The organism is Streptomyces sp. UC4497 (assembly GCF_054871485.1).
This window is the reverse complement of record NZ_JBTYHB010000015.1, coordinates 129752-153262: the sequence shown is the minus strand read 5'-3', so window position 1 is coordinate 153262 and position 23511 is coordinate 129752. Positions and strand designations below refer to the sequence as shown.

Annotated in this window: 18 protein-coding genes; 7 read left to right on the top strand and 11 right to left on the bottom strand. The window is 66.6% G+C overall.

Annotation, left to right across the window (positions count from 1 at the left end; all coding sequences use genetic code 11):
* Nucleotides 1-140 precede the first annotated feature (140 nt).
* The gene (locus ACYSUO_RS22415; protein ID WP_461777996.1) at nucleotides 141-2954 is read left to right on the top strand and encodes an SUKH-4 family immunity protein; all 2814 of its coding nucleotides are present in this window, start codon (nucleotides 141-143) and stop codon (nucleotides 2952-2954) included.
* A 104-nt stretch (nucleotides 2955-3058) separates the two neighbouring features.
* Here ACYSUO_RS22415 and ACYSUO_RS22410 read toward each other — a convergent pair whose 3' ends face one another.
* A complete protein-coding gene (locus ACYSUO_RS22410; protein ID WP_461777995.1) occupies nucleotides 3059-3703 on the bottom strand; it encodes a hypothetical protein in 645 nt (214 codons plus the stop codon).
* A gap of 26 nt (nucleotides 3704-3729) precedes the next feature.
* Nucleotides 3730-5127: a hypothetical protein gene (locus ACYSUO_RS22405; protein WP_461777994.1), complete on the bottom strand. Its 1398-nt coding sequence runs from the start codon at nucleotides 5125-5127 to the stop codon at nucleotides 3730-3732.
* Between the two features lie 421 nt (nucleotides 5128-5548).
* On the opposite strand from ACYSUO_RS22405, the gene ACYSUO_RS22400 reads away from it, so the two are divergent.
* From ACYSUO_RS22400 to ACYSUO_RS22380, 5 genes are all read left to right on the top strand, one after another.
* Nucleotides 5549-6910 carry a hypothetical protein gene (locus tag ACYSUO_RS22400; protein WP_461777993.1) on the top strand — a complete coding sequence of 454 codons (1362 nt, stop codon included), beginning with the start codon at nucleotides 5549-5551 and terminating at the stop codon, nucleotides 6908-6910.
* Nucleotides 6907-8466: an outer membrane protein assembly factor BamB family protein gene (locus ACYSUO_RS22395; protein ID WP_461777992.1), complete on the top strand. Its 1560-nt coding sequence runs from the start codon at nucleotides 6907-6909 to the stop codon at nucleotides 8464-8466. The genes ACYSUO_RS22400 and ACYSUO_RS22395 overlap by 4 nt, the downstream gene beginning before the upstream one ends.
* Before the next feature lie 333 nt (nucleotides 8467-8799).
* On the top strand, nucleotides 8800-9114 hold the full coding sequence (locus ACYSUO_RS22390; RefSeq protein WP_461777991.1) for a hypothetical protein: 315 nt from the start codon (nucleotides 8800-8802) through the stop codon (nucleotides 9112-9114).
* A gap of 92 nt (nucleotides 9115-9206) precedes the next feature.
* Entirely contained in the window at nucleotides 9207-11420 is a 2214-nt protein-coding gene (locus ACYSUO_RS22385; protein WP_461777990.1) for a hypothetical protein, read from the top strand.
* Between the two features lie 2 nt (nucleotides 11421-11422).
* Nucleotides 11423-12073: a hypothetical protein gene (locus tag ACYSUO_RS22380; RefSeq protein ID WP_461777989.1), complete on the top strand. Its 651-nt coding sequence runs from the start codon at nucleotides 11423-11425 to the stop codon at nucleotides 12071-12073.
* 83 nt (nucleotides 12074-12156) lie between these two features.
* Here the strand turns inward: ACYSUO_RS22380 and ACYSUO_RS22375 are convergent, their stop codons facing one another.
* Complete coding sequence (locus ACYSUO_RS22375) at nucleotides 12157-12339, bottom strand: hypothetical protein (RefSeq protein WP_461777988.1); 183 nt, start codon at nucleotides 12337-12339, stop codon at nucleotides 12157-12159.
* 78 nt (nucleotides 12340-12417) lie between these two features.
* Here ACYSUO_RS22375 and ACYSUO_RS22370 point away from each other — a divergent pair, with 78 nt between their 5' ends.
* Nucleotides 12418-13119 carry a hypothetical protein gene (locus ACYSUO_RS22370; RefSeq protein WP_461777987.1) on the top strand — a complete coding sequence of 234 codons (702 nt, stop codon included), beginning with the start codon at nucleotides 12418-12420 and terminating at the stop codon, nucleotides 13117-13119.
* Between the two features lie 1192 nt (nucleotides 13120-14311).
* Here ACYSUO_RS22370 and ACYSUO_RS22365 read toward each other — a convergent pair.
* The 8 genes from ACYSUO_RS22365 to ACYSUO_RS22330 all read right to left on the bottom strand — a co-directional run bounded on the left by ACYSUO_RS22365 (nucleotide 14312) and on the right by ACYSUO_RS22330 (nucleotide 23476).
* Nucleotides 14312-15262: a WXG100 family type VII secretion target gene (locus tag ACYSUO_RS22365; protein ID WP_461777986.1), complete on the bottom strand. Its 951-nt coding sequence runs from the start codon at nucleotides 15260-15262 to the stop codon at nucleotides 14312-14314.
* A complete protein-coding gene (locus tag ACYSUO_RS22360; protein ID WP_461777985.1) occupies nucleotides 15262-15573 on the bottom strand; it encodes a DUF2563 family protein in 312 nt (103 codons plus the stop codon). Before ACYSUO_RS22360 ends, ACYSUO_RS22365 begins: the two co-directional genes overlap by 1 nt.
* A gap of 503 nt (nucleotides 15574-16076) precedes the next feature.
* Complete coding sequence (locus ACYSUO_RS22355) at nucleotides 16077-17429, bottom strand: S8 family serine peptidase (RefSeq protein ID WP_461777983.1); 1353 nt, start codon at nucleotides 17427-17429, stop codon at nucleotides 16077-16079.
* 357 nt (nucleotides 17430-17786) lie between these two features.
* Nucleotides 17787-19139, bottom strand: a complete 1353-nt coding sequence (locus tag ACYSUO_RS22350) for a S8 family serine peptidase (protein ID WP_461777982.1) — start codon at nucleotides 19137-19139, stop codon at nucleotides 17787-17789.
* Between the two features lie 92 nt (nucleotides 19140-19231).
* Nucleotides 19232-20548, bottom strand: a complete 1317-nt coding sequence (locus ACYSUO_RS22345) for a WXG100 family type VII secretion target (RefSeq protein WP_461777981.1) — start codon at nucleotides 20546-20548, stop codon at nucleotides 19232-19234.
* A 136-nt stretch (nucleotides 20549-20684) separates the two neighbouring features.
* The gene (locus ACYSUO_RS22340; protein WP_461777980.1) at nucleotides 20685-21074 is read right to left on the bottom strand and encodes a hypothetical protein; all 390 of its coding nucleotides are present in this window, start codon (nucleotides 21072-21074) and stop codon (nucleotides 20685-20687) included.
* A gap of 629 nt (nucleotides 21075-21703) precedes the next feature.
* Nucleotides 21704-22150 carry a hypothetical protein gene (locus tag ACYSUO_RS22335; protein WP_461777979.1) on the bottom strand — a complete coding sequence of 149 codons (447 nt, stop codon included), beginning with the start codon at nucleotides 22148-22150 and terminating at the stop codon, nucleotides 21704-21706.
* A 708-nt stretch (nucleotides 22151-22858) separates the two neighbouring features.
* Nucleotides 22859-23476: a hypothetical protein gene (locus ACYSUO_RS22330; protein ID WP_461777978.1), complete on the bottom strand. Its 618-nt coding sequence runs from the start codon at nucleotides 23474-23476 to the stop codon at nucleotides 22859-22861.
* Between the last annotated feature and the right edge of the window lie 35 nt (nucleotides 23477-23511).

Below are 23511 nucleotides of genomic sequence, written 5' to 3'. Positions count from 1 at the left end.
AGACCCAACAGACGTGATTTTGCGCGGAGTTTACCAATCCACTCGGGCACCTGAACACCCTCACCGACCACGCGTGTCCCGTTGTCAGAGGTCGCCCTTAAAGTGGGCAGGCACGTGTTTACGGGGAACCAGGGAGAGTCGTGAGCTGGCAGAACAGCCCCATGGGAGCGCCCCAGCAGCCCATGGCAGCGCCGCAGCACCCCATGGCAGCGGCGCAGCAGGTCGCCTACGAGCCGCATCCGTTCATCGGCGGCCGCGCCTCCGCCCTGCGCGCGCTCGCCGCCTGGCGGGCCGCCGTGCCGGACGCGCCGCGCGTCGCGCTGCTCACCGGCTCGCCGGGGTGCGGCAGTTCGCGCCTGCTGACCGGCTTCCTGATGCTGTGCGACCCCGGTCACCGCGAGCGCATCGACCTCTCGCGCCTCGATCCGTGGACGGTCCCGCCGCCGCTGCCCGCGCCCGCGGTGCCGAGCGCCGCCGGGCTCACACCGGCACAGCTGCTGTGGGTGCTCGCCGACCACTACGGGATCGACGTCGCGCGCGATGCGGAGGTGTACGAGGCCCTGGGCGCGGGCGAGCGCGTGATCGTGGTGCCCGATGTGGACCGGGCCGGTCCCGTACGGGCCGGGCGCGGGCCCGAGCGGATGGCGCGCGAGCTGCTGCTGCCGCTCGCGGGGCTCCCCTCCGTACGGCTCCTCGCCGAGGTCCCGCGCGCGGTGGCTGCCGAGATCGCCGCCGCGCTCCCCGCCGGGACGGCACAGATCATCGATCTCGACGCGCCCGAGCACGCCGACCTCCACGGCCTCACCCTGCAGACCCAGATCGCGCTCGATCCGAACTTCGGTGCGCCCAGGCTGCCGTTCACCGACGACCCGCAGATGCGGCTCTGGTTCGCGCAGGGCATCGCGTCGCGCACGGCCACGGGCCCCGGCGGCAGCCGCCTGACCGCCCAACTGGCGGTCAACGCGCACCTGTTGGCCCCGGAACCGCCACCCAACGCCGCCCTCTTCCCCGCCGGCCCCGCCGACGCCGTCGCCATGCACGCCCAGCGCCTCGGCGCCGACCCGACCCTGCTGCCCGCGATGCTCGCCCCGCTCGCCCTCGCAGAGGGCGAGGGACTGCCGCTGCCGCTGTGGGCACCACTGGCCTCGGCACTGGCCGGCCGCGACCTGGCGCCGGACATCGCCAACGGAATGCCGCTGGCCGGCCCGTTCGTCACCACGGTGAACGACGAGGACGCAGCCGAACCCACCCTGATCGCCCTCGCCCACCCGGCCCTCGGCGAAGCACTCCGCGCCACGCTGCCCGACGTACGCGCCGCGCACCTGTGCCTGGCGATGGAGCTGCTTGAGCGGGTCCCCGAGGAGGGCTGGGAGCAGGCCGTCCCCTACGTACGGGACGGCATCGTCGGCCACCTCCTGGGCGCGGGCCAACTGCCCCGCCTGCTCAAGGACCCGTGGCTCCTGGCGCACACGGACCCCGTGGTGCTGCGGGCCGCACTGGACGAGATCACGACGGATACCCGGGCGCGCGATTCGCTCCCCGCTCCGGGACGTACGTACCTACGGATCGCCCCGCTGCTGACGCGTACGCAGGCGGGGCCGGAGCAGCGCGCGCGGATGCTGGCGGCAGCGTTCGAGGAGGACGGACTCACGGAGTACGCGGCCTCGTTGGGCTCCACTGGCAGTACCTCGGGGGCCTCGGGCTCCACTGGCAGGGGCGAGGTGGGCGCCCCTGCCGCCTCCGGGCCACCCACGGCTCCGGTGGTCCCACAGCGCACGTCTCCGCCGTCGACGACACCGGCGTCGGCACCGGCACCGCCCGCCACGCCCCCGCAACGCACGCCCACCGTGGTGGACTACCCGCTGGCCCCGCCCGAGCCGATGGCGTCGCCCGCGACACCCCCTCAACCGCACCAGTCGGCACCCGCGCCCGCCCCCGCGGGCCCACCGCCGGGCCGCCCGGCCACCGGCCCGGGCAACACCGCGGTCTTCACATACGTCGACCCGCGCACCGGCCAGGAGGCCTACGTCACCGCCACCTCGGCACCCGGCACGCCGCCGGCCGAGTACCAGGGCATGGCACAGCTGGGCGAGTTGAGGGTGCCGGTGGAGAACGTGGTCGCGATCCACACGGACCTGAGCCCCGGCTACTTCCCCGGCGGCTACACGGCGAACGTCCTGCTGTCCACGTTCCCGAACGCCTCCCACTCGCACGCGCACCCCTACGGCCGGGACCAGGCCTCCCGAACCGAGGGAATCGCCGCGCTCACGTCCCACGCGCAGCTGATGGCCCAACTCGCGGGCCAGCAGGCACCACCACAACCGTTCCGCGCCCCGCTCCCCCACCCCGTACCGCCCACACACGTCCTGCCGGACGCGGAGCTGGGCCCGCTGCTCACGCAGGTCTTCGGCGAGCAGAAGGTCCGCCGCTACGCTCCCCAACTCCTGCAGACCGCAGCGCTCCCCGACGCGGCCCGCGCAACGCTTGCCACGGCCGGCCTCCCAGCCGACGTCCCCCTCTTCTTCCTGGCGGACACGGACGCGCCCGGCGTCCCACCCGTCATGGGCGGCATGTTCGCGGACGTCCGCACCCACCTCATCGGCACGGGCGTCCAGTTGTCCCCCGACGCGGCCAACACCCTCGCCACACACACCCGCATCGGCACGGACGGCATGTTCGTGATCACGGTGCAGCGCGACAGCGGCCAGGTCTGGGCGGCCCTGCCGCTGGACGGCAGCCTCCAGTACGTGAACTCCTCGGTCGCCGCCTTCGCGTACTCCCTCGCGACGCTGTACGCGACGCGCGGCCACATGATCGACGCGAACCCGCACACGGCAGGCAACATCGTCGCCGACCTCCAGACCCGCCTCCTGACCATCGACCCGAACGCCCTGTCGCAGCCGGACAACTGGTGGTCCCTGATCATCGAGCAGATGTGGCACGGGTTGTTCTGAGGACGGGGCGTCAGCCGGTCGGCAGCGACATGCCGACCGGCGAAGTCCGTCCACCGTCTGCGCGCCCCTAGGGTCTGTCGGCTCTCCGCCTACAGACCCTCTCGTCACCCATGTACACGCACAGGCCGCCGGATCCGAAGGCGCCTGATCCCCGCCCGCCGCGCCCTCGCGATGCGCTCGGCGCCGGCGCTCTTCCGCTCCGGGGCCCAGAGCTTCCAACCGTTCGGCTGCATGATCAGCAGTTCGCCACTTCCTGGTACGAACGCAGCACCGCCGAAGAGCCTGTCCCCCGCGAACCACACACCGGCCTCAATGTCCTTCGGCCAGACACCCTTCTTGCTGGCCTTGTGGGCGCGCATCGTCCACATCGGATTCCGTTCCTGCCCGAGCAGCAGAAAGAGCACACCCCCACCCTCCTGTCGTACTTTCTTGACGGAGGAGACGAACTCGGCCTCGTAGGCCCGGAAGGCGCGCGAGCACAACCAGGTGCAACCAACTCTGCGCGCAAGCATCTGCAGACAGTAGACAGCGCCGAGAATTCCGACGAGCCCGACAGGAACCAGAAAACCCGTGTGGCTCACCATGAACAACACCCACAGAGCAACAAACACAGGCGAATGCAGGGTAAATCGCTTTACAGCGAACCGGTAATGCCGCCGCACGGCTTCCCGGATCTCGGCACCATCGACCGCACCACCCACCCGACTGACCGCAGAATCCCGGGAGTTCAGTCGCTCTCTGGAGCTCACGCACGGCCTCCTTTCATCGTGGCCATTCAGGCCTTTGTCGTGGCCGGCCCGGTCAATGCCGAGGCCCCCTTCCGGCCGCCCCTACCGGGAGCCAAGTACCCGACGTACGCCCCCAAGAGCGCGACAACGGCGACGAACCCCGCTGCCCAGCGGGGACGACCTCCCGTGTCGGTCAGGAGCAGAGCAGTGGCGGCCGTACTGACCACAATGAGCAGCACGCTCCACCGACGGAGGCGTAGCGGCCAAGACGTCACCGGCAGCCACAGAGCCACCGAGCGACGGGGATCGACCGGCGCTTCCGACGTGCCCACGATGGCCGCGTCACGTTCGACCCGCGCGACCTGAGCGCTCCACACCTCGCCGGGCAGGCACCAGCCGCCGTCACTGATCAGAGCAGCTCGCAGCCGCTCTCCCCCACTCCCGCTCGGGGACTTACCGGCCGCGGCCCAGCAGGCCCAAACCTCCTCGGTCCGCAGGGACGCGGCGATGGCCTGGTTGTTCTGCTCCGCCGAGAAGTGAACCTCACCGGTGGCGGTACGCACCCGGAGCGCGATGCCGCCCCCGTCCCATCCCGTAACGCCCCAAACGCTGCCACGGACCGCACGCGCACCGTCGTCGAGGCGGTTAAGCCCGCGGAAACTACCCCCAAAGACGGACAGCAGAACCACAAACAGCGACACCCCTGCCCAGCTGCCGAAGAACACCCAGGTAGCGACGGGCGTCAAGGCAGTACCGGCTTGCAGTCGGTCGAGGGTCGCGCTGTCGCCGTGCACGGCACCCAGTTCGGGGTGACCCGGGGAGTACAAAACCTTCAACGCCCCACCCCGATCCGGCTCTTCGTACGTGCGCGCCCAGAGCGTTGCCTGGTTGGCCGGCTCTGCCCCTCGGGCCGGCAGCAGCACCGTAAGACTGGCTCCGTAGTCCGTATCGCCGCGGCCCGCGAACCGTTCGAGATCGCGCACCTGCACGATCCGCGCGCTGCCCCGCACAGCCCCCGCCTCGGTAAGAGCAGCCGCTCGTCCCGCGTCGGTGTCGTCCCCGGCGGTGACGGCCAGAATCCCGGCGAGCGCCGCCAGAAACGCGACGATGCCGACCAGCCCACGCACCTTCACGCGCCGCCCGACGGGCAACTCCGCCGACAAACCCGGGGGTCCCCCGCCCGCCGGAAACTCCGGCCTGACGGCGCGGTACACCGCACTCTCGCCCCCGGCCCCCACGGGCAGCCCGCGACGCCCCAGCAACAGGACAACCAGGCACCCCAGCAGAACCACCAAGCACGCGACGACCAGCATCCGCCGCCACGCCAGGACCGGCAGAAAGAGCCACCCCAGAAACGCGAGAACGCACACGCTCGAAGCCGTCCAACTCGCCGGGGCCAGCCCGCGCACGCGGTACCGCCGCAGCGGCACCGAAGACTCACTCACCCAGAACTCCCCTGTCCCCGTCCACCCAGGGCTCCCGCCCGATGCGCGACGCAGCGTATCGAAGGGGCCGGGGCGACGCCGACGACGGTGACGGCGGTGACGGCCGGTTGACCGCGCAGCTCACGGCGAGCGCCCTCAGGGTTACAGGAGTTGGCGGTGTTGCCGATATAAGCATCTGATAAAAATGAGGATCGCGTCCCCTGAGTCGGATGCATGACAAGCGTCGTCACGGGGGACGGACGTGTGTCCCCCCAATAACGAGGGATCCATGTCGTTTCAACCGCCGCAGGGATACGGGCAGTCGTATCCCCCGCAACAGCCACCCAGGCCGCCGTCTCCGCCGCCTGCACCCCCGAGACCCCCGATCACGCCGCAGAGCGATGCGCCGCGCACCGGGAACCCGGTCCTCAAGTGGGTGACCGTGGCCTTCGGCGGAATCGCTGTCATTGCGCTCGGCCTGATGGTGTTCGGGATCGTCCAGGTGGTCAGCGACGACCCGTTGCCCGTGGCGGGGAAGGGCGGGCAGGCCACCGAGATCACCCAGGACGACATGTCCGGTCTCCTCAAGAACCACTCCGAGGCGCTCAAGGCCGGCGACAAGGGCACCTACCTCGCACCGTTCGACGGCGGCTCGTCGGCACTGAAGACCAAGCAGGCCTCACTGTTCGCGAACCTTCGTAAGGTCCCGTTCGAGGTGTCCGAGTACCAGTACCTCAATATCGACGGCCGGGCCGTCGACCACTACGGGGCGGGCGCGTCGGCTTCCGTCGAAGTGGCGTTCGTACACCAGGTGAAGGGTGCCGATGCCAGCCCCGTCGCCGAGTTGTACCGCTGGACGGTCGAGAAGAAGACCGCGGACTCGGACCTGAAGGTCACTGCCGTAGGACCGTCCACGCCGGAGATCCCCGGGTACGGCGAGATGACCAACTACCCGGCTCCGTGGGACGCGTACGACTCGATGGCCGTCACCGTCAAGCCGCACACCGTGATCATGTCGGACTCCGCCCAGGCGGCCGACGCGCGTCGCTACGCCCCGTACATCGAGAAGGCGGCGACGGACAATCTCGCGGTCTGGGCGGCCAAGGGCCCCAAGAGCGGCCGCACGATGCCCGGCTTCGTCGTCACGCTCGAGAAGAACCGCAAGGTGTACAAGCACATGTTCCGGGAGGGCTCCGGCGAGGAGGAGGACGAGTCGATCGCCGAGGCGGGCGTCTCCATCCAGATGCCGGCGGTGGCGGCAGGCGGAACCAAGGCCAAGGTGAACGTGCAGAACGGTGGCGCGCGCATCGTCATGGACACCGCGCAGAGCCGCTTCAAGCGCCCCGACTACGCCGCGAGCGTCCTCGAGATCAGCCACCACGAACTGGCGCACACCATGGTCGAGCCGCTGACGGGCCCCGACGGCCAGGCCCAGTTGTGGGTGGTGGAGGGCTTCGCCGAATACATGGCCATGCGCGATGCCCCTTCGTCGGCGACCAAGGAGCTGCGCGCTCTGAAGGCGTACTACTCGGGCAGCTACGTCGACCCCTTCGACGGCAAGCTCCCCACCAGCGAGAACTTCCACAGCACCATCGACGAGGAGAACAGCGCGCACTACACGCTGGGCTGGCTGGGCATCCGCTTCATCGCCGAGAAGTACGGCGAGGACAAGTCCCTCGCCTTCGTGGCCGAGCAGTACAAGAACCCCAAGGGGATGGACGCGCAGCTGACGAAGGCCACCGGTATGGGTACGGACGAGTTCCAGGACGCCTGGGCCGACTACGTGAGGAAGCAGATCTCATGACGACGCCCGGCCACTCCAACGGCATGCCGCCCGCTCCGGGGCAGCAGCCCTACAACTCGTCGTATCCGCCCCAACAGGGCTACGCGCCCCAGCAGCCCTACCCGCCGCAGCAGCCCCAACAGGGTTACGCACCCCAGCAGCCTCAACAGGGCTTCGCACCACCGCAGTTCACGCCGGTGCATCCACCGCCCTCCACCCCCGGGAAGAAGCGGGGCAAGGGCCTGATGATCTTCCTCCTGGTGCTCAGCGTCATCATGTCGGGCGTCTTCGGCTCGGTGGCCTGGATCCTCCTCGACCCCACCAAGACCGAGGTCGAGTGGAGCCTTCCGTACTACGGCGGTGAATCCGACACCCAGAACTACCTCGGCACATGGTTCACGGGGAAGAACGTCGTCCGCGCCCAGACCGACGGTGTCAGTGCGCTCGACGCCGACACCGGGGACCTTCAGTGGGGCATGGCCGCCCCCGGAAAGGGCGCCTCCACGATCTGCCACGCCTCCTCCGTGACCAGCGAGGACATCGCGGTCCTCGCCGTCGGCGCGGTCCACGACTGCAACGGTCTCTTCGCCCTTGACCTCAAGACCGGCAAGAAGCTGTGGCAGCACAAGATTTCGAAGCGCCAGGACGGCCCCAGCACCGCGGTGAGCGGCGGCACGGTCGTGGTCAACGACAAGATCGCCTACGACCTGCGTACCGGAAAGCAGCTCTGGAAGGACAGCAAGAGCGAGACGTACGGCGGCAAGCCCTGCGAGGGCCAGGGCTACGTCGGCGGCAAGCAGCTGGTGAGGGTGCAGCTCTGCACCACCCGCTGGGCCTACGGCTCCCCGGACGGCCAGAGCTCGACGGCCGCCGGCGTCGATCCGGCCACCGGCAAGGCGAAGTGGACCTATGCCATGGGTGACGGCGAGTGGGAGTACGGAGAGGACGCGATGGTGGTGTCGACCTCTCCGGTCATCGTCGGCGTCCCCCAGGAGGTGAAGAAGAACGGGTTCGCCGTCCTACAGGATGACGGCAAAGCCAGAAACACCCTGGTCCTCGGAGAGAGCCTCGAGGAATACTCCTCCCCCGACATCTACTTCTCGCAGCAGGAGGCCGCCACGGAAGGCGACCCGCGGCCCGCGCTGAAGGTCATCGGCAACACGCTCTACATCGCCGAGAAGCACAGCGGCTCGGGCGTGGGGTCGGCGATCGACGCGTACGACCTCGACAGCGGCAAGCGCGTCTGGTCCACCGGAACCAGCGAGGGCGTGGAGTACTCGCTCGTCCAGGGTTCCGGGAATGAGCTCCTGGCGCTGAAGCAGGACGACTCCGGCTGGCGAGAGGAGAACTTCGGCGGAGACGGGTACCCCATGTACCTCGTCGGCCTCGACCCAAAGTCCGGCTCCGAAACACAGAAGCAGTACTACGGGAAGCTGGACGGCGCCCTCGGTCAGGACGGCTGGGCCATGCCCTACATCCACGACGACAGCATGTTCCTGGCCTCCGTCTCCAACACCGGCAAGAGCTCGGTGGCGAGCGAGGCGCATGAGGCGTCACTCATCAAGATGGGCGACTGACGCTCTGCGGGGGCGGGCGGCGATCACTCGGTGGCCGCCCGCTTCACCCACGGGCAGCATCTGGTTGACCGGCGCGCAGAACGCCGCCAGCGGGGGCGAAAACGGCCACCGCCGCCACAGAAGCACGCAGACCCATCACATCTCCCTGACATCCCCCATCGAACAGCTGTACCGTACCGCTGTCGAATTCACGGATCTGAGAGTTGCGGCCCTCGCGCCGCCAACGGGGGCTGATTCCAGGTGACTTCACCTTCTGGTACCGGTATGTCACAGACCAGAGCAGGCGCAGGCGCAGGCGCAGGCGCAGGCACGAGCAAGACCGACACCGGACGCATGAAGCAAGCGGCGAACGCCCTGGTCGAGCTCCGCGGCGACACCGAGAACGTCGACAACACCGCCGACGAGGACACCCAGAGCGCCGTCAAAGGCCTCAACAAACACACCGCCCCCGGCCTCCCGGACTCCGGTTCCTGGGCCACCGCCGGCTCCCTGATGACGATGGACGTCCGCTGGGGCGAACAGGTCACCCACCTCAAGGGCATGCTGCAGGACATCAGCGACCGCCTGCACGCCACCACTGGTGAGTACACCCGTGCCGAGCAGGAAGAGACGGCCCGCATGGCCTCGATCACTTCCCCCTTCGGCTGAACTGCCCCACTCCCCGCTAGGCCGATACGTCAGCCGCTCCCGGGCGCCCCGTCCGCCCCACTCCACGTCACCCCATAAGGGAACCGCCACGCATGCCCTCCTTCGCCTACCTCAAAGAGGCAGACCTCGCCCCCTTGGCCACGGCAGCCGACTCCTGGAAGGCACTCCCCGCCAAATACCAGAGCCTGCACGACGAGTTCACGCGCCGGGTCATCACCCACCTCGAAGGCCACTGGGAAGGAGACGCGTCCGAAGCAGCCTTCTCCGTCATGAAGAAGGCCCGCAGACAGTACGAGGACGCCGCCACCGAGGCCGGCCGCATCGCCAAGCTCCTCAGCGACGCCCACGGCGAGTTCGCCAAGTTCCAGAAACAGCTCCACTCCCTGATCGACAACGCCCGCGCCGACCATTTCCGGATCTCCGAGAAAGGCGTCATCGAAGACGTCCATCCGACTCACCAAGACGTCGGAGCACGCCACGACCCGGATTACGAGGACGTCTTCGTCCCCGAGCGCAACAAGAAGCTCGACTCCCTCGAAGCCCGGATCAACCAGGTACTGGAACTGGCCACCGCCGCCGACCAGGCCGCAAGCTACGCCCTCGAACGCGACGCCAACGGCGACAACAGCAAATCCTTCAACACCAAGGTCCACACCACACTCGACGCTGCCGAGGCTCAACAGGCCTACGCCCTTGCAAAGAAGGGCGACAAACTCACCAATGTCGAACTCCGGCAACTGAACACATTGTTGAAGGCGAACAAGGACGACAGAGAGTTCTCCGAGATGTTCGCCACACGCATGGGCCCGAAACGCACCATGGAGTTCTGGGCCGAGATGGCTGACCCCTACCAAGGCGGCTCCCACATGGCCGACCACAAGGACCGCGAGAAGCTGCTCAAGCAACTCCAGACGGAACTCGGCTCCACACTCGGCACGGCCACCCAGTCCGACAGCAAGGCCATGCAGGCGTGGGAGAAGGAAATCGTCGAACTCGGCCCGCAGCGCCTCGGCACCGACCATGCGGGAAACCCGTTCGGGTTCCAGGTCATGAGCAACCTCATGCGCCACGGCGACTACGACGACAAATTCTTGCTGGACTACGGCAACTCTTTGGTGTCCCACGAACGCCAACTGAGCAACGGCGCCGACCTCGACATGCTGTGGACCGGGAACACCAACACCGCCGACCTCAACTTCGGCGCAGGCAACGACCGCGGCAACGACCCGATGACCGGCTACCTCGAAGCCCTCGGCCACAACCCCGGCGCCTCGGCAGACTTCTTCAAGAAGGAAGAGAACTTCGACTACCTCGTCGGCGGCGGTGACACCAAGGCCCGCGACTGGCCCGCCGACGCCGTACTCGGCGAAGACAATGGCAAGGTCGCCGGCCACAACTCCCTGGGCCACGCCCTGGAGTCCGCCACCATCGGCCGCCCGCACGGAGCGGACGTTCCCCCGCTGGACCGAAACGCGGACGGCGCGGCCGTGATGGAACGCCTGGTCACGTCCTACGGACGCCACCCGGAGCTCATGCACGAACGCCCCGGCATCGAGGACAGCATCAGCAAGGTCGGGGCCGCATACATCGACGACCTGAACAACGGTGTCTCGGACTTCGGTGAACGGAACGGCGACGCCCGCGACCCCTTGTACGACACGAAGGGGCAGGCTCACGCCAACATTTCGCGAGGCGACGCCCGCGACTTCCTGACGGTCATGGGGCAGAACGAGAACACCCACGCGGCGATGTCCCAGGCACAACAGGCGTACACGCTCGGAGTCATGGACTCGACGCACAACACCACGGAAGCGGCGTCCACCGCCGGCACAGGTGCTGAAGTGCACGGAATCCTGGACGGTTCACGCCTCGAACAAATAGAGGCGGACTACAAGGACAACGAGGAGAAGCAGAAAGAGAGCCTCGGCAAGTCCACCGAGTGGGTCAAGTGGGGAACGGGGGCCGTCATCGGCGGCGCCGTGGGTATCGCGACCGGAGGCGTTGGTGCGGCGATCGCTGTCCCGCTGGCCGCTGAGACCGCTGGTGGGGCTCTGGAGACATTCGTCGGCCAGCAAATCGATGACACCGCGAAGAAATATGAAGCGGACAACGCCGACGACTTGATCACTGCGCAAAGGGAATATACGGACACCGGGGAGAACCACGCGGCCCTCCCGGTCACCGCTTACAACGAGGCCCACGGTATCGGGGCGGACTCGTCGACAAGCAGGCAGCTCACCACTGAGGTGAGAAACGGTTACGACCGGGGTGAGAGTTCTCGCCCTGCCTACAAGAGGGAAGACTAGGAATGGCGAAACGCAAGACATACCCCCTGGCCGCGGCCATCCTGTCACTCCTGACCCTGGCGGCGATTGGCTGCTCCGGTGAGGAGGGCGAAGATCACAGGGATTCCGTACCGGACATCGCCAAGAAGTTCTGTGACTCTTCCCTGACACCCTCAGCGACCAGGGATTTTGAAAAGCTACTCGCGGGAAAGAACATCAAGGAGCCGAAATCCAGCGGCAAACTGACCAAAGCGGCCCACGAGGTGAAGCAGGTGCCCCGCGACGACCTGACTGCGTGTGAAGTCCTCGGGTACGACTCGGTGCGCGATGGGGCGGACATCCGATTCGGCTGGTCCTCCGGCCTCATCACCCCTTCCCGTAAATACCAAGACGTATCCTTCTCCGTGGCCGACCAGGCATTTTCCAACGGACGGCTCACGTACATCCTCATGAAGTGCAGCGCCTCCGTGCCAAATCTCGACCCCGACAAGGAGCACTACCTTGTCGCAAGTCTTAACGGCCCGGACTCGGATCTCCCGGTTGCCGAACGCCGGAAGCTCCACATCTCGATCCTCTATCCGGTGTTGCGGAAGATGGCGGGGCTCGTGGGGTGCGAAGAGTCGGCCGACCTCCCGGCCTCCCCAGCAATCAGCACGACGGCAGCACCGAAATAGTCTGCGGGTCGCACGGCGCCCTACTCCATCCGCCCGACAAGCAGGGCTGATTCAAAGTCTTTGTGATCTTGCAGTGGTGCTGGTCAGCTGATGTCCAGGAGCTTGAGCGGGCGGACTTTGGAGGCGTCCTCGGTGAAGGTGGTGTCGCGGACGTGGTGGGGCCGGTTCTCGGTCGTCCACTGCGACCGGGTCAGGCGGGCGACCTTCTGCGGGGAAGCCTCGGCCGAGGCCAGATCGGTGATCGCGCAAACGGTCTCACGGTGCACTTCCCGCTCGCGGCATCGCGGCGAACGGCTACAACCGAGGGCCCAGTTCGCGCGCCCCTACAGCCAGAAGGACTAATCATGGCGCGACGCAAGGTTCGTTGTTTCACCGCAGCACTGGCGTTCCTACTGCTCGCCGTTATGTCGGCCTGCACGGGAGACAGCAACGATGACAGAAAGGAATGGAACGCCCGAGCGGCCAAGAAGTTCTGCGGGGTGGACCTTACCTCCAAGGAAGCAAAAGCTTTCGAGAAACTTTATTCAAATAAATATGCAGATACCGCCAGGTTCAACCACAAGAGTCTGCGCTCGGCAGCCGACGAGGTAATACAGGTGGAGGAATCGTGGGTGTATGCGTGCGGCATAGCGACGAGTGGTTCGCTGGCGGGCGACTCGCTTGCGGGGTCAGCCGATACACCGTTGGGTTTCAGCTGGATGGACAACATCCAACTCCCGAAAGACCTCTCTGGATACACCTTCTTCTCCGTGGGCGACGAAGCCTTCTCGAACGGGGAACAGACCGGGGTACTTGTCAGATGCAGCGCCCGTAATCCGAACCTGGACCCCGACGAAAAGCATTACCTCGTGGGCATTCTCGAAGAATCCGAATCGGACCTTCCTCGCGCCGAGCGCAAGAAGCTCCTGGTCACCGTCGTCTATCCGGTGGTACGGAAGATGGCCGCCCTCGTGGGCTGCAAGGAGGCCTCTGAGCTCCCGGTATCACCGCCCGTCCGGACCACGACACCCCCTGCGGACGCACGCACAGAAGACACACTGCGCTGATCAGAGTCGGCCCGGTTTCCTCGTCACCCATGCCCCGACGGACACGGCCGGCGTGGTCGCACGCCGTGCCGACGACATCGAGCTCCTGCAGCTCGTTCTGGCGCGAGTCCCCCCCTCTCCCAAAGGGAAGCCGGGCAGAAAACCCGCTCGCCATCGGTATCGTCCCAGCGAGCCGTGAACGTACGACGTCGTAGTCGGCGGCCCGCCCAGTACCGTTCCGACGCCCGCGCCCGGTGGCCCCGACGACGGCGACGCAGGCGAGACATACCAGGACCAACGCTCGTCGGCGGCTCAACTCATCCAGGAAGAGCCAGCCGAGAAGACCGAGCACAACACAAGCCGATGCCACCCAACTTGCCGCGCCCAAAACGCGAGTTGTACCGCCGCGCGGCGGTGTCGACTGCGAACTCATCCCGAGACGGTCCTGGGTTTGTTCGGATCCGCCACCTTGCGGCTTGTCTCCGTGATGCCTGCCCCCCCCTGCGATCACCCTGCCTCAGCGACATGCACTCCCCGAAGGTCGCTACATCCCAGGCCGCGCCACACTTGCGGGCAGCCTGCTCGGAGGCGTCATGCCCTCCTGGTTCCAGGCCGGACCACGGAAGTCAAGCATCAACCAACTCCCGTCCGCAAAGCCGACCTCATGCAGGCTGTGCTTGATGTCGCTCCTGCTGCGCACCCACCGCAGACATGTCCGATCCCGCTGCCAGACCACCTTCGTCGTGGGCCCGACCGTCCCGGCGTCCAGTCGCCCTGCCACCTCGACCACGTGCAGCGCCCGCTGGCCTACGACGAGTGCGTGCACGGGCTCGTGGCAGTCTCGAGGGGACAGGGCGCACGCCAGGCTGCCGGCATCCGAGTTCCAGCCTCCCTTGAGAGCTTCTCGCCGATCGCGTCGGCGCAGCAACGCGCCCGCTGGATCGATCCTCTCCCAGAAGGAGACCCTTTCCCACCTGGCCATCATGCGCTCTGCCATGGATCGCGATGCACTGATGGACCAGGACCGCAGTGACCAGGGTGGTGCCGGAACCCAACTGTCGGTCTGCACAACATGCGAAGCCAGTACAGGCTCATGCGCTGCGACGACCCCGGCGGACAGTGCCATCGCGTCCCTGACGCGGTCTTGGGTGGATTTCCTAGCCATTGAGTTCCCTCTTTGTTGCATCGCGCGGGAGGAAGCGATTACCCGTGTTCACCCGAATACGTCCTTTACAGGTTTCCCTGTGTGCCCCTCACTCCGTCCGCTGCGCTCCTCGAACGATCTCGGAGTTTCGCGTGCTTCATACTCCCTGCGTTCTTCTGCGTACGCTGGCGAATTCTCCGTCGCGGCGCCCGTCACAGCACCGGCCACATCCACGCCCATGACCCCCTTGACCGTGGACTTGACCTGCTTGACCGCCATGTACTGGGCAACATCACCGGCGTCCGGACGATTTCCGCGCAGTAGATCCAACGCGATCCTCTTCCGCGCCCCCTTCATCGTTTTCCCGACATCCTTTGAACGCAGGAAACGGCGGAGCTTCGCTGCCTTCCTCATCAACTGCAAGGACTTGGCCAAGTCATCGAGCTTGGTGGCGAGCGAGCCGGCGATCCTCGACGCCTTCGCGATCTTGCTTGCGGCGCCGGCAGCTGCCACAACCGGCCCGATGGCGGCGGCGGCGCCTGCGGTCAGCAGAGACAGGACTGCCGTGGTCGCAAGCGACGCGAGGACCACTTCGACCAGCTCGACCAGGAGATCCTGCATCGCCTCTTCGGCGATCGCGCACGCCGCGGCGGCCTGCTCGAGGAGCTCGGCGATGGTGATGGCATCTTCCGCTTCGCCAAGGATCGCGTCCTCGAACTTCTGCATTCTTTGCTGGAATGCCTCGGAAGCCTCGCCGGCCCAGTCGTGCGCGAGAGCCTTGCGCTCCGCCTGCAAATCGGCCACGACGTCTCGCAGGCGGCCGGCTGACGCCCTCCATTGGGCCGCGGTCTCCTGAAGCAGGTCGCTGTCCCCGGTGACCCAGTCGAACCAGTCGTCGGCACCGACGTAATCCAGGACGCCCTTGATCACCTCATCCATTGTCGCGGCGAGCGGATTGGACCAATCCAGGGTGTAACTGATCCGATCCAAGGCACCCGTAGCAGCCTGCCCCACACCCATCAGCGCTGGCCCTCCATCGTCTGCCAGTTGCTCTCTTCGGTGCTGTCGTATCCCTCCGCCGTTTCCCGCACGGCTTCAGCTATTTCAGCGAGCGCCTCCGCGGCATCCGTGAGGTCCTCCTCCGACTGCTGCTTCTGCTCGTGATAATCAGAGCGAAGCGAATTGGCTTCGGGAAGCTGCCCGAACACTCCATCACTCAAGTTCAGGTCGATATTGCGATCGCGGATCTGCAGCAATCGACCCTGCGCCGACTCGACTGCATTTGTGTAACGGCGCAGAGCCTCCGGTGAAACGTCGTATCCGTCACCCATGGGCTTGGTCTCACTCTCTCGAGATGGGCCTCACGCGGCTTCCTCGGAGGGCGACTTGACGTCCGTACGACCCACAGTCCGGTCAACACGGCCTGCATGGCGGCATGTTGAGGCGGCACGCATCCCCCGAGTAGCGCGATGTCCTGGTCAAGGAACGCTAATGTAACAGCAAAGAAAAGCTCTAGGCAGGGCCCTACGATCACTGGGTCAGGTCGACGGCGGACCGCAGTCCGGCGCCCACAAGACCTCCGGTCCGAGTGAGCATCGTCCATCGCTCCAGGCCCGTGGCCCACTCCTGGGAACAGGCCCCGGACGTCCCGGGATCGGCAGTCCATCCCCGCCACCTGGCGACTGACGCCGATGCGACAGAGGCGTCGAGGAGCGGGGCAGGATCCGCGCTTTCTCGATACAAGGCGGCAGATCCGAGTGCCACCTCGCCCAACGGTTGAGCCCCGCGTCCGATACGGACGCGGGGCTCAGCCGTGGCGAACGCCAGACGGCAACTACTGCTGACCGTACGGCGGTTGCTGCGAAGGGGCCTGCGGGTACGAACCAACCGGTGCAGGAGGCGCCTGCTGCGGGTACGAGCCCGGGTACGGCTGCTGCGTCGGGTACGGCTGATGGCCACCGCCACCCCAGCCACCGCCGGGGGGCGGGGGCGGGCCGCCGCCGTTCTTCTTGCGGCTGAGCACGATCACGATGACGACGATCACCAGGATGACGAGGACGCCGGCGGCGATTCTGATGACCAGGCCGGTGCTCATACCGCCGGAGTCCGTGGAGTTGGAGGCGGCGTCGGGTGCCGAGGAGGACGGCGTGCCCGAGGAGTCGCCTCCGCTGGCCTTACCGACGGCGGCATTCAACTCGTCGATCTTGAGCGGGCCGTTCTTCGAGCCGGCCGGGATGTCCTTCGTGAGCGCGGCAAGCGGCTGGATGAATCCGTAGCCGTAGTGCTCGTCGGGGAGCGACGCGCCCTTCTCGGAAGCGGGGAGGCCGGCGGTCTTGACGAGGCGGTTGACCAATTGACCTGCGGAGAGGTCGGGGAACTTCTGCTTGAGGAGGGCCAGGGCCCCCGAGGTGTAGGCGGCGGAGTCGGAGGTGCCGTCACCCTTTGAATATCCGGTAGGCACTGTGCCGGTAGTAACGATTTCTGCACCAGGCGCAGCCAAGAGAACGGTCTTGCCGTAATTCGACTTGCCCCAGACTTCACCGCTGCTCTCCACTGCCCCTACCGAGACGACGCCCGGATAGCTGTTGGGCAGCAAGTCATCCGAGTTCCTTCCCTCATTTCCAGAAGCGACAACGATCGGCGTGCCCTTATCGATGGCGTAGGAGATGGCCTCATGCTCCGCACCTTTGTCCGCACACTGGCTGACACCTTGCGAAATGTTGATGACCTGGGCGCCATGATCGACTGCGTAGCGGATTGACCGCGCGAAGCAGCCCACGTCACCACCTGTGTCACGGATGGGGAGGATCTTGGCATCGGGGGCCAAGCCCTTCGCGCCCGCCGCTCCATTCGCCCCATGGCCATGCGCCGCAATGTCACCCGCCATGGCAGTCCCATGGCTGTCTTCACCTTCAGGCGAAGCGTCATCGTCTCCGGACATGAAGTCCTTGCCCGTCAAGACGTTGCCCTTGAGGTCCGGATGGTTCGCAGCTACGCCATCGTCGATCACTGCGACAGTGACGCCCTTGCCGGTTGCGACCCTCCAGATCTTCTCTGCGTACCAGGCCGTAAGTGGCCACTGACCGTCTCTGACCTGGTCTGCCGCTGCCGTCGGCGCAGCCGCGAAAAGCAGCGCTCCCGCCGCCGCTGCAGCGCCCACCGCGCGCAGCGCTCGCGTGAAGCTCATGCCATAACACCTCCCTCACAGGGCGAGCCCACAGCCGGAGGCTGGGGCCCCGTATCGTCGTCGTGACCGGTTGCTAAGCCAGCAGGCTGTGATGCTCGGCCACTTCAGGTTGGCCAACTGGCCGTTCGTCTAGGCCGACTTGCCTTCCGGTCTTGCGCACAGAGGAAGCCTTAACGAACCACTTTCTGAGAGCGACTGAACCCTGGTCATCCAGGGCTAGCTGCGACTTGTCAGCCATCCAGCCCAGGCCTCCCCCATCCCGCACCCCAAGGGCAAACACCCATCCCACGTACGTCTCGTGCCCCGCGTCCTTACGGATGCGGGGCACGAGACAGTGACACGTCGGCGGTCGAGGAACTAACCCTGACCGTACGGCGGTTGCGACGGCGCCTGCGGGTACGAACCCGGCGCGGGTTGGGCCTGCTGTTGGTACGGGTTTGGCTGCTGCCCGGGATACGGGGCCTGACCACCGCCGCCACCCCAGCCTCCACCAGAGGGCGGGGGCGGGCCGCCGCCGTTGTTCTTGCGGCTGCGCACGACCACAATGACGACGACCACCAGGACGACGAGAACACCAGCGGCGATCCCGACGATCAAGCCGGTGCTCATGCCGCCAGAGTCCGAGGAGTCGGAGGCGGCGTCCGGCGACGAGGACGACGGCGCCGAGGCGCCACTGCCCTTAGCCTTGGCGATCGCAGCGTTCAGCTCATCGGCCTTCAGGGGGCCGTTCTTCGAGCCGGCGGGGATGTCCTCGGTGAGCGCGGAATACGGCTTGATGAACCCGTAGCCGTAACGCTCGTCCGGGAGCGATGTGCCCTTAGCAGAGGCGGGAAGCCCGGCCGTCTTGACGAGGCGGTTCACCAGCTGGCCTGCGGAGAGGTCGGGGAACTTCTGCTTGAGGAGGGCAAGGGTGGCGGAGACATAGGCGGTGGAGCCGGAGGTGCCATTGGCCTGGTCGTAGCCATCAGCGTCGAGACCTGCGACGACGTTCTTTACGCCAGGCGCAGTGAGCATGAGCTGAGATCCATAGTTGGAGTCGCTCCAGATCTCGCCCCGCGAATCGATCGCACCCACGGCCACAACACCCGCTTGGTTGGCGGGGTCGTCGACGGCCGCCCTCCCGTTGTTTCCGGATGCGGCCACGACGGGCACGCCGTGATCCAGCGCATAGGCGATAGCTTCGCGCTCCGCCTCAATGGCCGCCGAATCCTCACCACCGTTGTCCACTGCACGGGAGATGTTGATGACGTCCGCACCATGATCCACCGCATACTTGATCGGCTTCGCAAAGTAAGTGTCTAGGTCTCCGATCGACTGGATAGGGAGGATCTTGGAATCAGGGGCCAGCCCCTTGATTCCGCTCGCGCCTCCCGCACCATGCCCATGTCCGGCGATGATGCCCGACATCGCGGTACCGTGACCCACGTCCTCTTGGTCCACGGTCGACTCGTCGGACCCGTCGACGAGGTTCTTACCCTTGAGGAACTGCCCGGTGAGGTCGGCGTGATCTTTCTTGAAGCCGCCGTCGATGACGGCGACCGTGACGCCCTTTCCGGTCGCTTCGCTCCAGACCTTCTCGGCGGCGAACGCTGACAACGCCCATTGGTCATCTCTGACCTGGTCCGCCGACGCCGTCGGCGCGGCCGCGAAAAGCAGCGCTCCCGCCGCCGCTGCAGCGCCCACCGCGCGCAGCGCTCGCGTGAAGCTCATGCCGTAACACCTTCCCTCGCAGGGCGGGGCCCACAGCCCGAAGGCTGCGGGCCCCGTCTCGTCTTCACCGCATACTTAACCAGTAGGCCTGACTATTCCACGACCTTGGGGTTGACAGTGCGACCGCTTGCCCAGGTCTCCTCGTCCTCGACCAGGTAGTCCGGACGAGAGTTGTCGCGCCGCTTCTTGTCCTTGCCGTTGCCCGTCTGAGCGCCGTGCCCACCGAGGCCATTCCGTCCGGTATTGCCAGTACCACCGGTCGCGGTCTTCGGCTTCTGACGCAGAGCAGAACCGCCCTGCTGTCCGGAGCCCGGCTTGACAACGGACTTGCCGATCTCGCCGCCCTTAGTACGGGCGAGCGAGTTGCCCTTCATGCCCTTCGCGGCATCCTTGCCAGCGGCTCCGGCACCCGCACCGCCGCCGAGACCGCCGCGTCCCATAGCGCCTGCGCCGCCACGGCCTGCGGCGCCCGCACCGAGGCCTGCACCCGCACCGATTCCGCCACCGATCCCCGTTCCGGCACCACCGGCGCCGGCGCCTGCGCCAGAACCAGCCATGCCGCCACCGATGCCGCCAGTACCAGCGCCGGCCCCCGCGCCAATACCACCGGCTCCGGTGCCCGAGCCACCGTTGAAGCTGAGGTTGCCGGCACCGATCTGCGAGCCGGCCGTCGGCTTCTGCGAGCCGATACCGCCGCTGATGCCGTTGGCAGTCGGCGACTTCACACCCTTGATTGACGAGCCCGAGCCACTGGAGCGGCTGAGGTTGGCTGCCCCTGCACTTCGAGAAGGGCCGCCTACGGAACCGGCAACGATCGGAACGGGAGCTACGCCTCCGGGGTCACCTGGATAGTCCTCAGGATTTTCCGACGGCGGCCTCTTGGGCCATGTCCCCATAGCCTTGGTCTGCGCGTTGTACCCCGCCCCCAGCTGCTCCATCTTCACAGCCATCTTCATCTGCGCCTCGCGACCCTCGGACATATCGCCTTCGCGATTGTCGACGATCTGCTGCGCGGAGACGTTCGAATTGGCGATGTCGCGGTTGAGGCCATCCTCATCGCGGCCAATGCCGTCGGTGAAGCGGTCGCCCATGCTGCTGCCCGCGCTCGGCTTCTGCATAGCCATGACCTCGGGCCTGAGCTCGCCAAGCACATGGGCCGCATTACTCATCGCCAGCGAGACGTTCGTCGCGTACGAGGCCGTGTCCTGGATCTTCTTCATGATGACCTTGGCCCGGGCCTGGAACTGGTCGGCAGACGCGCCCTCCCAGTGCTGCAGCACTTCGGACACGGCCGACTCGTAGGCCGCCTTGGCGTCGACGAGCTGATCGTGGACGCCCTTCCAGCCCCGAGCGGCGTCGTGCACGTCGCCTGGCTTGGCGTTCTGGACCATGGCCTTCATGGTGTCCATGTCGTGGTTCTTGAAGTTGGTCGTGTTCTCTCCGACGTAGCACTGCGTCGGCGCCTGATACCCATCCCCACTCATACCGCCAGCCCCCGTTCCTCTCGCCCTCTGTCACTCACGTAGTTCACAAACTCCACGTCAATCACGCCATCGACCCATACGCCGCGCCCGTGCCGGACCCTGCCGTGGAGGACGAGGACGAGGCCGACGCCGAGGTTGCCCCGTTCACCGCGCCCGCAGTGTCTGCCTCGGCGTCCTGGTACGCACCGTGCGCCCTCTTCGTCTTCGTGCCAAAGTCGTCCATCACCGACTCCAGGTGGTCGACGACCTCCTCGAGGTGCGTCTTCATCTCATCGTGCGCGCGGGACAACTCCTCGGCCTCGTCGAACCCGGTCCCCAACGCGCCCTTCGGGAGATACGTGTTGTGCTTCGTGTCCGCGTTCGCCTTACCGAGGTCACCGATAACCCCGTTCAGCTTCCTGATGACCTGATCGAGCGCGCTCAGATCGACCTTGTACCCGTCACCGGCCATGCGCTTGGCCCTCCCCGTTCATCCCGCTAGTCCCGTTCTTCCCCTTGGGGGCGATAAGTCCGGTCCCCTGTCACAAGCCTGTCCTTAGCCTAGCGAACGGCACCCACACCCCGCTCGGTGCTACCCGTCACAACTCCACGACAGGTGCGGCGGATACGCTGCCTTATGGGGCATAAGCCGCGCAATTACCTCACTCATGTGTCCCCGTCGGCAGCCCCAATTCGCCGCCGCACCCTGCTCGCCGCACTCCTCCGGGTACGCCTCACCTGACAGCGCGCCTCCACCTGGTAGCCACTGCCGAGTGCCCCCCCCTCTCGCAGGCACTGCCCACCCGAACACCATCGCGGACATGCCGGGTGAACCGCCGTCCTGCTATGAAGACTTACGCGATGGACTGCGCTTGCTCGGGCCGCAGCTTGCGAATGCACGCCTCAAGCAAAGCCACGCACGCTCCGGGTCGTGTGCGGCTCCACCACTTCAATGCACTCGATTCGGAGGCTTGGGGATCCTTCTTCAGTGACCTATTCGCCCAGCGAATGGTCCTACACAAGTCGAGGGCCATGCAGCCAGTGCGATCCGTACCCTCCCGGGCGAGCACGATGTCGGACCGGGCCGCACCGCCAAAACCGTCACCATGACGAGGAGGCGCCCAGCCCGACCGGCATACGATCAAGGTGGCTCAGCCTCACCGGAAACGCCTCCGCCATACGCCGCCAGCCTTGGCCCATGAACTGGACCGAGCACCACGAACCATCGACGAACCCGATCTCGTGACAGCCACCCACGACGTCGCTTCGGTCCCGGATCCAGCTCACCTTGCCGAGCTCCGTCGACCAGCCCACCTCGACCGCGCCATGCCTGCCCGTGAGCGAGCCGGCGCACGACACGTACGCGAGTTGCAGGTGATGTCCAGTGACCTGCATGACCACGTCCGCTCCGTTCCTGGTCCTGGGCTTTGTGGCCCGCGCCAGGTGGCCCGCCATGGAGTTCCAGTCGCCGGAGAACGGCTTCCCGGGCTTCTTCTCCTCACGCAAGAAGATCGCATCGAAGAGCGCTTCAAACGGGTTCCAGGTCATGGAGATCAGCCTCGCCGCCCCATGAACCGGGAGCATGCACCACCTGAAGGGGGTCCGGCGCTCCGACCGCAGACCGCGCGTGCGGCGGAAATGGCCGGGCGCCCGGGCAGCCAGGGCGACCCGGTGCTCTCCCCGCGGCGCCTCGCCACCCGGCGCGACCGCCCGCGCTCGCACGACCGACGTCTGATTGCGGTCCGATCCGCTCACCCGAAAACATCCCTCACTGTCTGGGACCCGCTCGAAGGCGTTGTGTTCGTACGCTCATCCAGGCTCCGCGGGTCGGGACGCCTTTCGTACGCGTAACGTTCTTCCGCCACCCCGGGGCGTCCTCAAGGACCGGTCCTCTTCGTGGCCACGTGCCCCGCGAACAGGACCAGATTCTGGGGCACGGCGGCCGCGTTCATCGCAGCGAACATAGGGCATGAGGCTGCCCGTGAGGTGCTTCGGCCTTTTTCGAAGTGCGCTCCGAAGCTTCGCTGCCTTGGTGTCCATGTCCGCGACTTCGCCGGTGGGGGGCTTCAGGGCTGCCATGTCGACCTCGATGCCCGGTCCGTGGGCCGCCGGGCGATCGCCCTACAGATGTCAGATGTCAGATGTCTCGACAGACGCGTCGGCCGCCATCTCCCGACTCCCGGCCGCGCGCCCCGATGACCTGCCCAGCGCGGTAACGCCTTGCCCAATGGCGTGCCGAACTTCGAACGGCCGGGCTCAGCCGTCCCATTCATGCAGTACGGCCTGCGCGTAGACGACCCGCATGTCCAAACGGGCCATCCGGACCTTGTACTTGTCGGACATCCCGTAGAACTTCAAGGGGGCGAGGCCCAGCCCGAAGTCACCCTTCGTGCGCCACGCCGTCCGCGACGGCAGATGCCAATCGGGGCGACCGTACCCGCCTACGAGGCCCGCCACGTTGAAGACCAGCAGCAGCGGCGAGAGCAGCACGTACAGAATCCACGCGCCGACGGTTCCACGACGACCGACCAGGCTCGTGCCGTCCGGCAGTTCCATCTCGTACTTGGGTCGCCCACCCCCGCCCGAGGTCGGCAGTCGCAGCACGCCCAGTTCAGCCCCGTCAGCCCCCGTCACGACCAGGTCGGCGCCCGCATTCGGACCGGTCGTGCGCCGGGCCACGGAACACAAGGGCCCGCTCCCTGCCTGGTCAGCGAAGAGGGTGAACCTCGGCCCCCCGCCGTCCGCTGTGCCCTTGTTCGGAAACTCCCCTTGGACATGGATCACGTTCCCGCCTCGTACCTTGATGAGGCGTTGGAAGTTGGCCGCTGCCCTTTCTTGCGCAGTCGGATAGTGAACGTTGAATTCGCTACTCACGTTTCCTGGCCCAAGTGGTCGGCGGGAATGGGTTC